Origin of the sequence: Butyrivibrio sp. NC2007 (assembly GCF_000421405.1) — a bacterium.
Taxonomy (GTDB): domain Bacteria; phylum Bacillota; class Clostridia; order Lachnospirales; family Lachnospiraceae; genus Butyrivibrio.
Genome location: NZ_ATWY01000011.1, coordinates 77,046 through 91,172 on the forward strand (window position 1 = coordinate 77,046; position 14,127 = coordinate 91,172).

The window sequence follows — 14,127 nt, forward strand, 5'->3', positions numbered from 1 at the left end:
AGCTTGTATGTTACACGGCGGAGAGATTTATGACAAGAAAATAGAGCTGGATTTCTCAGTGAGCTTAAATCCGCTTCCATGCCCGGTGCAGGTTCTTGATGAAATCAAAGCTGCAGCAGATCAGGTCGCAAATTACCCTGATATTATGCAGAGCGAATTTGCAGCCGCTGTAACAAAAGCGGAGAACAGGCTTTCTCAGAAGAATGCGAAGTTCACGGCAGAAAACATAGTAGGTGGCAATGGAGCATCAGAATTACTTATGGCTATAGTAAATATGCTAAGGCCGAAAAAAGCTCTTTTACCAATCCCGAGTTTCTATGGCTACGAGCATGCACTCGGCGCTGCAAAAGGCTGTGCTATCAAGCGCTTCCTGCTTCGAGAGGCAGATGGCTTTGTCCTGAATGAGGACTTTATAGATGCAATAACAGAAGACATTGACCTTGTTATTCTTGGGAATCCCAACAACCCGACAGGCAGACTGATACCCGAGCGCGTACTCGTTAAGATATTGGATAAATGCAGGGCAGTCGGTGCTGCGCTCATTGTAGATGAATGCTTCTTTAGATTATCAGGTAAAAGAGATTGCGAGGAAACTTCGGTAAGTGCCAGAAATTTCATAAGCGAATATCCGAAGCTCTTTGTTGTAGATGCTTATACAAAGCTCTTTTCCATACCGGGAGTCAGAGTGGGATTTGCCATAGCTTCAGCAGAAAATGTAGGGAGACTCAGGCACTTTTTGCCTGAATGGAACATGTCGGTGTTTGCGGATCGCGTGGGGATAAGGTGCGCTGAAATTACAGGAGAAAGCTCTTTTACAGGAGAATCTCTTGAAGTGATCCGGAGAGAAAGAGCATATCTGGCAGATGAACTTGATCAGATCGGAATAAGCACCTACCCGTCTGATACCAATTTTGTTCTGATCTGGAGCGATGAAGATCTCTATAACAGGCTGCTTCAGCAGAAAATACTGATCAGGGACTGCAAAACTTTTGAAGGCCTTGATAAGGGGTATTACAGAATCGCAATCAAAGACCATAATGCAAATGAAAGGCTGATAACTGCTATTAAAACTCTTTGCAATATTCGCGAAAGGTGATAATATTTCTTAATAGTATTATTTTGAGGAGAAAAAAGATGAGGACTAAAATCAGGGAGTTATTTACAAAAACATCTGAGTATGCATCAAAGGAAGTGACTGTATGCGCATGGGTAAGGACCAACAGAGCACAGTCAAATTTTGGATTCCTTAATATCAACGATGGCTCATTTTTCGAGAATTTACAGGTAGTATACGACAAGGAGCTGTCCAATTTCGCTGATGCTTCCAAGATTGGTGTCGGTGCAAGTGTTAAGGTTGTCGGAACACTGGTACTTACTCCCGAGAATAAGCAGCCTTTTGAAGTAAAAGCTACAAGCGTTGAGCTTTTGGGTGATTGCCCGGAGGATTATCCGATCCAGCCCAAGAGACATACAAGAGAGTTCCTTAGAACTGTTGCACACCTTCGTCCACGTACCAACCTTTTCAGTGCGGTATTCAGAGTAAGAAGCGTTGCAGCAATGGCTATTCACAGCTATTTCCAGGAGAGAGGATATGTATATGTTCATACACCTCTTATCACCTGCGCTGACTGTGAAGGTTCAGATCAGATGTTCAAGATCACAACTCTTAACATGAATGATCTTCCAAAGACTGAGGACGGCAAGGTTGATTTCAAGAAGGATCTGTTCGGTAAGCAGGCGTTTATCACAGGTTCAGGCCAGCTTCAGGGTGAGACCTTTGCAATGGCTTTCGGTGACATCTACACCTTCGGACCAACCTTCAGAACAGAGAATTCAAACACTCAGACTCATGCAAATGAGTTCTGGATGATCGAGCCTGAGATGGCTTTCTGCGATCTTGACGGCCTTATGGATATCGAAGAAGAGATGCTTAAGTATGTTGTTAAGTATGTCTGCGACAAGTGCCCTGAGGAAATTGATTTCTGCGACAAATTCGTTGCCAAGGGACTTAAAGATAAGCTCGACAACATCGTAAATACTGATTTCACAAGAATCAAACACCACGATGTCATTGATATTCTTAAAAAAGCTGATGTTAAGTGGGATTTCAAGCCCGATTACGAAGAAGACCTTGCAAAAGAGCATGAGAAATATATCGTAGATTACTTCGGCGGACCTGTATTTGTTACTGACTGGCCCAAGGACATCAAGGCTTACTACATGAAGGTAAATCCTGACAACAAGACAGTTGCAGCAGTTGACCTCCTTGTTCCTCAGGCAGGAGAACTTATGGGAGGAAGCCAGAGAGAAGAGAATCTCGACAAGCTCATAGAGAGAATGGATGAGATGGGCGTTGATAAGGAAGGCATCGACTGGTACCTTGATACCAGAAGATACGGCGGATGCATCCACAGCGGATTCGGTATGGGATTTGAGCGTCTTATCATGTACTTAACAGGCGTAGAAAATATCCGTGACGTAATACCTTATCCAAGAACACCACAGTCCTGCGAGTTCTGATTTTATAACAACGATAAGAGTCCTGTATCATATTTTGATACAGGCTCTTTTTTTATTTTATGTTGCATTACCACAATATATGGTATAATGATTTCAAAGTCATACAAATAGAGGGGGACCTACGCATGAAGAAGATCTACGTACTGGACACCAACGTTTTGATTCAAGCACCCCATGCTCTCAAGTGCTTTGATGATAACGAGGTCGTTCTTCCGCTGGTAGTCTTGGAGGAGCTTGACACGCACAAGAGGGATGAAGGTGAGCGTGGAGCCAATGTAAGAGAAGCCATCAGGATTCTCGAACAGCTCAGAGGCCAGGGAGATCTGGTTGTGGGTGTAGAGCTTGACAATGGAGGACTTCTTAGAGTTGAGAAGAACTTCAAGGATGTTGAGCTTCCGAAGGATATGTCAGAGTATAAGTCTGACAACCGCATACTTAAAGTGTGCAAGGGACTTAAGGAGAGCAGCAAGGAACAGGTAATTCTTGTAACTAAGGACATTCTGATGCGTATTAAGGCTCAGCTTCTTAATATCAAATCAGAAGATTTTACAACCGAGCAGGTTGCAGGAGGCGGCGAGCAGTACTCAGGACGTATTGATGTCTATGCTCCGGAGGATCTTTTCAAGGATTTCAAGAAGAAAGGAATCCCTGTAGAAGCCGTTTACTGTTGTGATGAGGAGGGGAAGCAGTACAAACCTGATTTATATGAAAATGAGTTTGTTGTAGTAAGAGCGGATCAGTCTGTGGGTAAGACCCAGATGGGACGTGTCTGCAAGGGATTTATCAAGAAGCTTGAGTATGAAAAGAGTCAGCCCTACGGTGTTAAGCCAAGAAATGCAGGACAGTACTTCCTTCAGGAAGCGCTTATGCAGCCGGCAGATGTAGCGCCGCTGGTAATCGTAAAGGGTATGGCAGGAACAGCCAAGACATTCTATTCACTGGCAGTCGGCCTTGAGAAGATGATAAATCGTCCTACCGGTGAATACAGAAGGATCCTGGTATGCAGACCTAATTCGCAGTTTGATGATGACATCGGATTTTTACCCGGTGATGAGCAGGAAAAGATATCGCCTCTTATGAGACCTATCATTGATAACCTTGAACAGCTCATAGACTCCAATGAAGAGGAGCGATACAAAGATGAGAAGGAGCTTCAGGGCAAGACTGATGAAGTCTTTGAGAGAGGAATAGTTCAGTGCGAGGCTCTTAACTTCATTAGAGGAAGATCCATTCTTAAGACCTTCCTTATCATCGATGAGGCGCAGAACATGACACCTACTCAGGCTAAGGGCATTATCACCAGAGCCGGCAAGGACACCAAGATCATTCTCCTTGGTGATCCCAACCAGATCGACAGGCCCTTCCTTGATGAGCGTACAAACGGTCTTTCCTATGCATCTGAGCATATGAAGGGAAGCCCACTGGCATGGCAGATTTCTCTTTCAGCTTCTGAGTGTGAGAGAAGTAAGCTTGCTATGGATGCTATCGAGAGGATGCGTGATAAAAAAGGATGATGTGACCTTGTCATAAAACACATCAAGGGTATTAGTTAAGGCTAACAAAATATAATTGCACAAAATCAGTACTGATGCAGATTGTACAAAAAATACTGCATCAGTACTTTTTATTGCAATAAAAATGATGAAATTGACAAAAATTATCTGTTAGCAATTGACAACATGATAAACTCGGAATATCCTAGTAATGAATCGAGTTAGCTAAAGGTAACAGTAGATACCGTATGCTAACATTATAGGAGGTATTCATGATGCCACTTACTTTTGCAGATAGCGGACAGCTTTTAAAAATTCAGAAGATCACAGGAAATGACGAGACCAGGCAGCACCTTGCAACACTTGGCTTTGTCACAGGAGAAGAGATCTCCATCATAAACAAGAACGGCGGAAACCTTATCGTTAATGTCAAGGACAGCCGCATAGCTCTTGATAAGACACTTGCAAACCGCATCTTTATCTGATGCGGATAATTTTATGTTGTTACTAAAAATTTCAAAATAGAGGGAGAAAAGTAATGAAGACACTTAGAGATGTGGAGATTGGCGGCAATGCCAAGGTTGTAAGACTCCATGGTGAAGGCCCTACAAGGCGCAGGATCATGGACATGGGACTGACCAAGGGAGCAGAAGTTTACGTAAGAAAGGTTGCACCACTGGGTGACCCTATCGAACTTACAGTAAGAGGATACGAGCTTACCGTTCGTAAAGCTGATGCAGAGTTCGTAGAGGTCGAGTAAGACCGATATTTCCATTTTAATTCTGCATGAAAGTTATGCAGATTATTTTTAGAAGGGTGGTTAGCTTTTGCTAACACCAAAAACCTGATTTTAAAGCTATCACACATTAGGAGGCAATAAATGGAATTAAAGATTGCACTTGCGGGTAACCCAAACAGTGGTAAAACAACACTTTTTAATGATTTAACAGGAAGCAGACAGTACGTTGGAAACTGGCCCGGCGTTACTGTAGAAAAGAAAGAGGGTAAGCTTAAGGGAGATGAGTACAAGGACGTTGTGATCCAGGACCTTCCCGGTATCTATTCTCTTTCTCCATACACACTTGAGGAAGTAGTATCAAGAACCTATCTTGTAACAGAGAAGCCCGATGCCATCATCAATATCGTTGACGGAACCAACATCGAGCGTAACCTCTATCTTACAACTCAGCTCCTTGAGCTGAACATTCCAACAGTTGTAGCACTTAACATGATGGATCTGGTTCACAAGAACGGCGACAAGATCGATATCAAGGCACTCTCAGATGCACTTGGCTGTGAAGTTGTTGAGCTTTCAGCACTTAAGAGCGAGGGAACACAGGACCTTGTCAAGAAGGCAGTTACAGCAGCCAAGATTGGAAAAGCAAGCCACAACAGTGATTTCCTTACTGGCGAAGTTAAGGATGCGGTAGTAAAGATTGAAGAGATCATTAAGGATCGCAGCGATGAGAAATTCCTTCGCTGGAATGCAGTAAAGGCCTTCGAGAGAGATGAGAAAGCTGTAAAAGAGCTTCATCTTACATCAGATCAGCTCAAAGAGATCGAGGCTGTTACAAAGCAGTGTGAGAGCGCTCTTGATGATGATGCTGAATCACTTATCACAAACGAGAGATACACCTATATCACAAAGGTTACAGATAAGGCAGTAAAGAAGGGCCTTGCAAAGGGCGAGCTTACTGTATCAGATAAGATCGATAAGATTGTTACCAACAGAATTTTGGGTCTTCCTATTTTCGCTCTTATCATGTTCTTCGTATATGCCATCGCCATGGGTGGTTGGAGTGTTTCAATCGGAACAAGAGCTACAGACTTTACCAATGATGTGATCTTTGGTGAGTGGGTTCCCGGATTCTTTGATACACTTCTTGGTATTCTCCATGTAGAAGAGGGTACAGTTTTATACGGACTTATCCAGGACGGTATTGTTGCAGGTGTTGGAGCTGTTATCGGTTTCGTACCGCAGATGTTAGTTCTTTTCCTGCTCCTTTCAATCCTTGAGGATGTTGGATACATGGCCCGTGTTGCATTCGTTATGGACCGTATATTCAGACAGTTTGGTCTTTCAGGAAAGAGTTTCATTCCTTGCCTTGTAGCAACAGGATGTGGTGTTCCCGGTGTTATGGCCAGCCGTACCATTGAGAATGAGCGTGACAGAAAGATGACCATCATGACCACAACCTTTATGCCATGCGGTGCTAAGCTTCCTATCATCGGACTCATCGCAGGTGCGATCTTCGGTGGATCACCACTTGTTGCAGCTTCAGCTTACTTTATCGGAATCGGTTCAATCATCCTTTCCGGAATCATTCTTAAGAAGTTTAAGGCATTTGCCGGAATTCCTGCTCCTTTCGTTATGGAACTTCCTAAATACCATGTTCCTTCTGTTTCAGGTGTGCTTCGTGCCACATGGGAGAGAGGCTGGTCATTTATTAAGAGAGCCGGCAGCGTTATCGTAGTTTCTTCAGTTATTATCTGGTGCCTGTCATCCTTCGGCTCAGTAAACGGACGCTTTGGACTTGTTGATAATCTCTTTGAGGATGAAAGCCTTGTGACAGATGAATATGTTTCTTCTCTGGCAGAGAAAATGGATATCTCAGAAGATGAAGTTAACCCTATGGATGCATCACTCCTTGCAGGCGTTGGTAATACATTCTCATTTGTGTTTAAACCACTTGGCTTTGGCAATTGGAAGCCTGCAGTAGCAACTGTTACAGGACTTGTTGCCAAGGAAAATGTTGTTGGAACCTTTGGCGTGCTATATAATTATGACAACGAAGAAGAAGAGCTTGAAGAAAACGGTGATCAGATCTGGGACAGAGTTGCAGCTGATTATACACCTATTGCAGCTTATGCGTTCATGATCTTCAACCTTCTGTGCGCACCATGCTTTGCAGCAATTGGAGCCATCAAGCGTGAGATGAACAACGCTAAGTGGACCTGGGCAGCAATCGGATATATGACAGGATGGGCTTATGTTCTTGCTCTTATCGTTTACAATATCGGAGGACTTATCCTTGGACAGGTTTCCTTCGGAATTGGAACCATCGCAGGAATAGTTCTTCTTGCAGGACTTCTCTACCTTATCTTCAGAAAAGGCTATCAGGCAGCTGAGGGTGAGGGAAAAGAGATGGCTGTTAAAATGACAGCTTAATGAATAAACGCAGTTTGCAATGTTTTTAGTTAGAAAGGAGGTGCGATATGGCATCTATTATCGGAAACGCAGTTGTCGTAATCGCACTTGCGGTAATTGTATTTTTCTCCGGAAGAGCAACAATAAAGACTTTTAAGAAAGAGCTCAGAGGAGAGGGCTGTAGCGGATGCAGTGGCGGAAACTGCTCATGTTGCAGCAAATGTGCTTCGGTTAAGAAGTAATTGCAATTTGGAAGCTTTGAGGCTGCCGGCAAAGGAAACTTTGCCGGCAGCTTTTTGTATGCATGCCGTTTTTACTGTAAAAACAGGGGTAAATAGCGTATCATTAGTAGTAAGGAAATGAAGGTTAAGGTACGGATTTTAATGTCTGAAAGTGTAAGAGAAATTGAAATCAAGATAACGGTTAATGAGGCCGGGCTTAAGGTCAGGGAGATCATGTCCGGTAAGCTGAAACTATCCTCCAGAGAGATAACAAGGTGTAAACAGTTTGAAGACGGAGTGATGATAAAGAGGGCCGGGGATGCGCAGTACAAGCTGATCTGGCTTAGGGAGACTGTAAGTGCCGGTGACATATTAAAGGTCAAGATATATGAAGATACTGATAACTCGGGTGATGTGATCCCCTCAAATGACCCGATAGACATAGTCTACGAGGATGAGGATCTGATCCTTCTTAATAAACCCGGAGATATGGTGGTGCATCCATCCTATGCCCACCACCTGGACTCTTTGTCAAACGCCCTGGCAGGTTATTATCTTCGCACAGGCCAGAACCATGTAGTCCGCACCATTGGAAGACTTGATCGGGAGACGTCAGGTCTTTTGATATTCGCAAAAAACAGACATGCGGCTGCGATACTCTCAAATCAGAAGGGAAACATGTCCAAGAGAAAAGAGTACCTGGCCATTGTCAGCGGAGTCCTTGAAAATGAGCAGGGAACAATCGATGCACCAATCGGCCAGGAAGAGGGCGCGCGCATGATCCGAAAGGTCATGGAGAGCGGGAAAGAAGCTATTACGCACTATAAGCTGGTCAGACAGTTTGAAGACTATGCGCTTGTCAGGCTATGTCTTGATACCGGAAGGACTCATCAGATCAGAGTTCATATGTCTTATATTGGGCATCCGCTTTTGGGAGATAATCTTTACGGAAAAGAGATTAAGAACAGCCACGGAATGAAGAGAGCTGCTCTTCACGCTGCACACCTTGAATTTATGCAGCCTATAACGGGAAAAGAGCTGTCTTTTGAGGCTGAACTTCCAATGGATATGAAGTCGCTTGTTGATTTTTAATAAAGAGGGAGGAACCAGATATGCCAATAGTAGGAGCTTTTATGGTACCACATCCGCCTATCATGCTTCCTGAGGTAGGAAGAGGCGAAGAGGAAAAGATCAGGGCAACAACTGATGCATACAGGCAGGTGGCTGAAAAGATAGCAGAACTTGCGCCTGAGACCATCATTATTTCAAGCCCTCACAGCGTCATGTATGCCGATTACTTCCATGTTTCTCCGGGTAAAAGAGCTACAGGAGATATGGGGCAGTTCAGAGCAGGCCAGGTGAAATTTAATGTGGAATATGATACAGATCTTGTCGCCGAAATCTGTGCTATTTCCGACTCCTACGGACAGGAGAAGGATGACATAAAGAGCATGGAAATCCAGGGCTTTCCTGCAGGAACTATGGGCGAGAGAAACCCTGAGCTTGACCACGGAACAATGATCCCTCTGTACTACATAAGAGAGAAATATAAGGACTTTAAGATTGTAAGGATTGGTCTGTCAGGTCTTTCACTTCCTATGCACTATGAGATGGGACAGATAATTGCGGAAGCGGTCGCAAGGACCGGCGTAAGGGCAGTTTACGTTGCCAGCGGAGATCTCTCGCACAAGATGAAGGAAGATGGGCCTTATGGTTTTGCCAAGGAAGGACCTGAGTATGATGAGAGAATAATGGAAGTATGCGGTAGCGGTGAGTTTGACAGGCTCCTTGACTTTGATGAAACCTTCTGCGACAAAGCTGCCGAGTGTGGCCACAGGTCTTTTGTCATGATGGCAGGCGCGCTGGACGGATTAGCCGTTACTGCGCATAAGCTCTCTCATGAGGCTACCTTTGGTGTTGGTTATGGCATCTGCACCTTCGAGGTGGGAGGCACTGATGAAAACAGGCATTTCCTTGAGAAGTGGAGAGATAAAAAGAAAGCACAGCTTGAGAAGAGAAAGCAGGATGAAGATCCTTATGTAAGGCTTGCCAGATATTCGCTTGAGAGCTATATCACCATGGGCAAGAGGATCACCAAAAAGGACATAAAGGGTGATAAGTGGTCTGATATGGACGGCGAGATGTTTGCAAGAAGAGCCGGAACCTTTGTGTCCATACACAAGGACGGAGCTCTTAGAGGCTGCATCGGAACCATACTTCCGACAACCTCCTGCATCGCTGATGAGATAATGCAAAATGCCATCAGCGCCGGCACAAACGATCCGAGATTTCCTATGATCAAGGAGGATGAGCTTCCATACCTTGAGATGAGTGTTGATGTTCTGGATGAGCCTGAGCCGATAGATAGCCCGGATCAGCTTGATGTCAAGAGATACGGAGTCATTGTGACCCACGGAAGAAAAAGAGGTCTTCTTTTACCTAATCTCGACGGCGTTGACAGCATAGAGCAGCAGATCGATATCGCACGTCAGAAGGCCGGAATCTATGAGGATGAGGACTATAGCCTGGAGCGCTTTGAAGTTATTCGCCACTACTGATTTTTCGTATGAGGGATAGGTATGCCAAAATGTAATGTCTGTCACAACCATTGTAGTCTGGAAGAGGGTCAGATAGGTCTTTGCAAAGCAAGGATATGCAGAGGCGGAGAGGTCGTAGCAAGAAACTATGGCCATATAACATCCATCGCCCTTGATCCGATAGAGAAAAAGCCTCTAAATCTCTTTTACCCCGGATCAAATATCATATCCGTGGGAAGCTATGGCTGTAACTTAAGATGCCCGTTCTGCCAGAATCACGAGATTTCCTATGATTTTGGGAAGGAGTATCTTTATGGCTACAGAGAGATGTCGCCAAAAGAGCTCGCTGATATTGCCCTGGAGTATAAGTCAGAGGGGAACATTGGAGTTGCGTTTACCTATAATGAGCCTCTGGTGGGCTATGAGTTTGTGGTGGATGCGGCTAAAGAGGTCCATGAGAGGGGCATGAAGACTGTGCTTGTGTCAAACGGATGCGTGAGCGCAGAAGTGGCGCAGCAGGTGATCCCCAATATAGATGCAATGAACATTGATCTAAAGGGATTTACCGACAGCTATTATAAGGATGTGCTTGGTGGCGACAGGCAGATGGTAATGGACTTTATAAGCATGGCGGTGGTGACTTGTCATGTAGAAGTCACAACCCTTGTGGTTCCCGGCTATAACGATACAGAGGATGAGATAAAAGAGCTGTCGAAATGGGTAGCGTCCTTGGATGATGGCAGGGGAAAAGAGAAGGTCGCCCTTCATTTAAGCAGATATTTTCCAAGGTTTAAGCTTGACAGACCTGCCACGGATGTAGGACTTATCTACAGGTTAAGAGATGTGGCAAAAAAAGAACTGGATCATGTATTTACAGGTAATTGCTAAAAATGTATAATGGTCGGGTATTTTATTTGGAGGACTATTAATATGAGCGATTACGAAGAGAGAGAAGAGTGCTGCTGCGGAGCAGACGAGGGATGTGGCGACGGCGGATGCTGTGGCGGATCAGAAGGCGGCTGCGGTGGATGCGGCGGATGCCATACATACGAGCCTGATTTTGAAGGCCAGAATATCGGTAAGACCTGCAGAACTCATTACACAGGAACATTTAATGACGGAACCAAGTTTGATTCATCCTATGACAGAGGAGAACCTTTAGAGTTTATCTGCGGAACAGGAATGATGATTCACGGTTTTGATAAGGCTGTTGCAACAATGAATGTCGGAGATATCATCGATATTCACTTAGAGCCTTCAGAAGCATATGGCGATGTTGATCCAAGTGCTTTTATTACAATGAATATTTCAGATCTTCCGGGATCAGAAGAGCTTACAGTTGACCAGAAAGTTTACCTTCAGGATATCTACGGAAGGCCTATTCCTGTTAAGGTTACAGCCAAGGACGACACACAGATCACCTTCGATGCTAATCACGAGATGGCAGGAAAAGAGCTTAATTTCAAAATAGAGCTTGTGGAAGTAAAATAAAGTTTCATTTTGGCTTCTTTTTTGATGAAATAAATATTTATTTTCGCTAAATTTTATGCTTTTTTGTGTTGAAAACACCCTTTTTGTAGGTTAGTATTTAGTTAAGAACATAGGTAATTATGTTTAGGTTGTGAAAAAGTGTACAGGAGTAATGGATTATGAAGAAGTTAAGATTAAGAAGAGTACTTGCAATGACACTGACTGCTGTCATGACATTCACACTTCTTGCATGTGGTGCAACGAATGATGCGATTGTCGATGATCAGGCTGCTGTCAGAGGTCTGGAAGAGGGAGCCGGAGAGATCTGGATTGATGATGAAGCAATTGCCCTTGCAGGATCAGCTGCATCATCTCAGGCAGCACTTGATGCCTGCACTGCTGTATTTAATATCATGAATCAGCAGAGAGTAGCAAGAGGTCTTTCAGCGCTTACTTGGAGCCAGCCACTTACAGATGCTGCACAGGTTCGTGCTAATGAGATCACAACAATGTTCTCACACACAAGACCTAACGGATCAGCATTCTGGACAGTTGATTCAAATTGCCAGTATGGTGAGAATCTTGCTAAGCTGTATCAGTCAGCTGATGCTGTTTACACAGCATGGATGAATTCACCTACACACGCTGCTAATATTATGGATGGCGGATACAAGACAGTTGGTATCGCTATTTGCCAGACAGGCGACGGCAGCTGGTACTGGGCACAGGAATTTGGATATTAAACGAGGAAAATTAAAAAACACAGTCACTTGCTTGCAAGAGTGACTGTGTTTTTTTATTTGACGACTAAACACCATGAGGAAAGAAGCGACGTGTCTTTATACGGCGCGATTTCCGAATGTGTTTAGTATTGCGAGAACGCAGTGGAGCAATGCGTTTAATATCCAACACGTAGATTCTTCGATTAAAGAAGTGAGTCAGTGGGGACGTTTCAGTTTGACTCATTTTGCTTCACAAAATGAGTCAAACTGAAACGTCCCCACTGACTCACTTCTTCCGAATGTGTTATAATATAGTTGACTATATAATACCTGGGGAGGTGTTACTATGTTTGGAAAATCATCAAAGGACATCTACATCAACAACGAAACAAGACCACTGTCTGTTTCAGGTGCCAATGACAATCCTTACATGCAGGAGATGCTCAGAGGCGAAGAGAAGCGCCGTGAGAAAAACCGCGATGACATTCACAACAGACAGAACGGTTACATCAAGTAAATATTGAAAACAAACAAAGCGCCTGCTTCTTTAACCTGAAGCAGGCGCTTTTTTGCAGTATAGCATTAAAGTCTGTCTATGGTACTCTCTGAGTATTTCTCATCGCAGTATTTGCAGCGATAGATCTCTTTTCTCTCATCGGCGAGATAGAAGATCTGTGGCAGTTCCTGCTCGATTGATGAGATGCATCTTGGGTTGTGGCATCTGATAACTCCGGTGATCTCTTTAGGAAGAACCAAAGACCTCTTTTCGATGATCTCACCGGCCTTAATTACGTTTACCGTGATGTTGTGATCGATGAAAGCAAGTACGTCAAGGTCCAGGGAATCGATGTCACATTCAACTTTAAGAATATCTTTTTTACCCATTGCCTTACTCTTGGCGTTCTTTATGATGGCAACTGTGGAATCGAGCTTATCAAGTCCAAGGTGTCTGTATATCTGCATGCTTTTTCCTGCCTGGATGTGGTCAAGAACAAAGCCTTCCTCTATTTTTCCAATATTAAGCATTATCTGTTCCTCCCGATTTATTTGATATTAAGAAGTGTGAGTATCAGAGCCATTCTTACGTACAGTCCGTACTGAACCTGCTTAAAGTAAGCTGCCCTTGGGTCATCATCTATTTCAACGGATATCTCATTTACCCTTGGGAGAGGGTGGAGAATATACATACTCTCTTTGGCTTTTGCCATTTTCTCTTTGTTGAGGATGTAGAAATCTTTGAGTCTTATGTAGTCTTCCTCGTTGAAGAAACGTTCCTTCTGAACTCTTGTCATGTAGAGGAAATCAAGCTGAGGCATTACTTCTTCAAGCTTTATTACTTCTTCATAGGGGATGTTCTTTTGTGTGAGCATCTCTGTTATGTAATCGGGGACCCTTAGCTCTTTTGGCGAAATAAAGATAAAGCGGATGCCTTCATATCTGCTGAGGGCATTTATAAGTGAGTGGACGGTTCTGCCGAATTTAAGGTCTCCGCAAAGGCCTATGGTAAAGTCGCCGAGTTTGCCATATAAAGACCTGATGGTGAGAAGGTCTGTAAGGGTCTGGGTCGGATGCTGATGTCCGCCGTCACCTGCGTTGATCACCGGGATTCCTGATTTGGTGGCTGCTACCATAGGAGCACCTTCCTTGGGGTGTCTCATGGCGCAGATGTCTGCAAAGCAGGAGATTACCCTTATTGTGTCTGCAACGCTTTCTCCCTTGGCTGCAGAGGAATTTGATGCATCTGCAAAGCCCAGCGTTTTGCCGCCAAGGCGCAGCATTGCTGTCTCAAAGGACAGTCTTGTTCTGGTGCTTGGCTCATAGAAGCAGGTAGCAAGGATCTTGCCGTCACACTTGTGAGCATAGCCCTCCATGTTCCTTTCTATATCGCCTGCCAGGTCAAAAAGCTCTTCCAGCTCCTCCACTGAAAAGTCCAGAGGATTCATCATGTGTCTTAATGTGTTCATACTCTCTCCCTATTATTATTTTATACTTAATGTAAGCGCGTATCCTGAAATA

14 protein-coding genes and 1 pseudogene are annotated in these 14,127 nt (G+C 44.1%); 13 read left to right on the forward strand and 2 right to left on the reverse strand.

Annotated features, from left to right (window positions below; genetic code table 11):
- The first annotated feature begins 7 nt into the window (after positions 1–7).
- The 13 genes and pseudogenes from G632_RS19615 (at position 8) to G632_RS21990 (ending at position 12,628) form a co-directional block, all read left to right on the forward strand.
- Positions 8–1,096 (forward strand): pyridoxal phosphate-dependent aminotransferase, encoded by a 1,089-nt coding sequence (locus tag G632_RS19615; protein WP_022769014.1) that lies wholly within the window; start codon positions 8–10, stop codon positions 1,094–1,096.
- Between the two features lie 38 nt (positions 1,097–1,134).
- Positions 1,135–2,520 (forward strand): asparagine--tRNA ligase, encoded by a 1,386-nt coding sequence (asnS, locus tag G632_RS0110175; RefSeq protein WP_022769015.1) that lies wholly within the window; start codon positions 1,135–1,137, stop codon positions 2,518–2,520.
- Positions 2,521–2,645: 125 nt separating this feature from the next.
- On the forward strand, positions 2,646–4,034 hold the full coding sequence (locus tag G632_RS0110180) for a PhoH family protein (protein ID WP_022769016.1): 1,389 nt from the start codon (positions 2,646–2,648) through the stop codon (positions 4,032–4,034).
- A gap of 251 nt (positions 4,035–4,285) precedes the next feature.
- Positions 4,286–4,498, forward strand: a complete 213-nt coding sequence (locus G632_RS0110185; protein ID WP_022769018.1) for a FeoA family protein — start codon at positions 4,286–4,288, stop codon at positions 4,496–4,498.
- Positions 4,499–4,551: 53 nt separating this feature from the next.
- The gene (locus tag G632_RS0110190) at positions 4,552–4,773 is read left to right on the forward strand and encodes a FeoA family protein (protein WP_022769019.1); all 222 of its coding nucleotides are present in this window, start codon (positions 4,552–4,554) and stop codon (positions 4,771–4,773) included.
- Positions 4,774–4,893: 120 nt separating this feature from the next.
- A complete protein-coding gene (gene feoB / locus G632_RS0110195) occupies positions 4,894–7,182 on the forward strand; it encodes a ferrous iron transport protein B (protein ID WP_022769020.1) in 2,289 nt (762 codons plus the stop codon).
- 47 nt (positions 7,183–7,229) lie between these two features.
- Positions 7,230–7,403: a hypothetical protein gene (locus tag G632_RS21985; RefSeq protein ID WP_022769022.1), complete on the forward strand. Its 174-nt coding sequence runs from the start codon at positions 7,230–7,232 to the stop codon at positions 7,401–7,403.
- Between the two features lie 117 nt (positions 7,404–7,520).
- Positions 7,521–8,474 (forward strand): RluA family pseudouridine synthase, encoded by a 954-nt coding sequence (locus tag G632_RS0110205; protein ID WP_081647131.1) that lies wholly within the window; start codon positions 7,521–7,523, stop codon positions 8,472–8,474.
- 20 nt (positions 8,475–8,494) lie between these two features.
- The gene (amrA, locus tag G632_RS0110210) at positions 8,495–9,940 is read left to right on the forward strand and encodes an AmmeMemoRadiSam system protein A (protein ID WP_022769024.1); all 1,446 of its coding nucleotides are present in this window, start codon (positions 8,495–8,497) and stop codon (positions 9,938–9,940) included.
- A gap of 21 nt (positions 9,941–9,961) precedes the next feature.
- A complete protein-coding gene (gene amrS, locus G632_RS0110215) occupies positions 9,962–10,807 on the forward strand; it encodes an AmmeMemoRadiSam system radical SAM enzyme (RefSeq protein WP_022769026.1) in 846 nt (281 codons plus the stop codon).
- A gap of 48 nt (positions 10,808–10,855) precedes the next feature.
- Positions 10,856–11,410: pseudogene (locus tag G632_RS19620) on the forward strand (FKBP-type peptidyl-prolyl cis-trans isomerase); the annotation flags it as partial.
- A 158-nt stretch (positions 11,411–11,568) separates the two neighbouring features.
- Positions 11,569–12,132, forward strand: a complete 564-nt coding sequence (locus tag G632_RS0110225) for a CAP domain-containing protein (protein WP_022769028.1) — start codon at positions 11,569–11,571, stop codon at positions 12,130–12,132.
- 325 nt (positions 12,133–12,457) lie between these two features.
- Positions 12,458–12,628 carry a hypothetical protein gene (locus G632_RS21990; RefSeq protein ID WP_022769030.1) on the forward strand — a complete coding sequence of 57 codons (171 nt, stop codon included), beginning with the start codon at positions 12,458–12,460 and terminating at the stop codon, positions 12,626–12,628.
- A 65-nt stretch (positions 12,629–12,693) separates the two neighbouring features.
- Here the strand turns inward: G632_RS21990 and G632_RS0110235 are convergent, their stop codons facing one another.
- Positions 12,694–13,137 carry an aspartate carbamoyltransferase regulatory subunit gene (locus tag G632_RS0110235; RefSeq protein WP_022769031.1) on the reverse strand — a complete coding sequence of 148 codons (444 nt, stop codon included), beginning with the start codon at positions 13,135–13,137 and terminating at the stop codon, positions 12,694–12,696.
- 17 nt (positions 13,138–13,154) lie between these two features.
- Positions 13,155–14,075 carry an aspartate carbamoyltransferase gene (gene pyrB, locus G632_RS0110240; protein ID WP_022769032.1) on the reverse strand — a complete coding sequence of 307 codons (921 nt, stop codon included), beginning with the start codon at positions 14,073–14,075 and terminating at the stop codon, positions 13,155–13,157.
- Between the last annotated feature and the right edge of the window lie 52 nt (positions 14,076–14,127).

Coding starts and splice junctions, on each gene's coding strand:
- G632_RS19615 (WP_022769014.1), top strand. CDS start 8: ATGTTACACGGCGGAGAGATTTATGACAAGAAAATAGAGCTGGATTTC.
- asnS (WP_022769015.1), top strand. CDS start 1,135: ATGAGGACTAAAATCAGGGAGTTATTTACAAAAACATCTGAGTATGCA.
- G632_RS0110180 (WP_022769016.1), top strand. CDS start 2,646: ATGAAGAAGATCTACGTACTGGACACCAACGTTTTGATTCAAGCACCC.
- G632_RS0110185 (WP_022769018.1), top strand. CDS start 4,286: ATGATGCCACTTACTTTTGCAGATAGCGGACAGCTTTTAAAAATTCAG.
- G632_RS0110190 (WP_022769019.1), top strand. CDS start 4,552: ATGAAGACACTTAGAGATGTGGAGATTGGCGGCAATGCCAAGGTTGTA.
- feoB (WP_022769020.1), top strand. CDS start 4,894: ATGGAATTAAAGATTGCACTTGCGGGTAACCCAAACAGTGGTAAAACA.
- G632_RS21985 (WP_022769022.1), top strand. CDS start 7,230: ATGGCATCTATTATCGGAAACGCAGTTGTCGTAATCGCACTTGCGGTA.
- G632_RS0110205 (WP_081647131.1), top strand. CDS start 7,521: ATGAAGGTTAAGGTACGGATTTTAATGTCTGAAAGTGTAAGAGAAATT.
- amrA (WP_022769024.1), top strand. CDS start 8,495: ATGCCAATAGTAGGAGCTTTTATGGTACCACATCCGCCTATCATGCTT.
- amrS (WP_022769026.1), top strand. CDS start 9,962: ATGCCAAAATGTAATGTCTGTCACAACCATTGTAGTCTGGAAGAGGGT.
- G632_RS0110225 (WP_022769028.1), top strand. CDS start 11,569: ATGAAGAAGTTAAGATTAAGAAGAGTACTTGCAATGACACTGACTGCT.
- G632_RS21990 (WP_022769030.1), top strand. CDS start 12,458: ATGTTTGGAAAATCATCAAAGGACATCTACATCAACAACGAAACAAGA.
- G632_RS0110235 (WP_022769031.1), bottom strand. CDS start 13,137: ATGCTTAATATTGGAAAAATAGAGGAAGGCTTTGTTCTTGACCACATC.
- pyrB (WP_022769032.1), bottom strand. CDS start 14,075: ATGAACACATTAAGACACATGATGAATCCTCTGGACTTTTCAGTGGAG.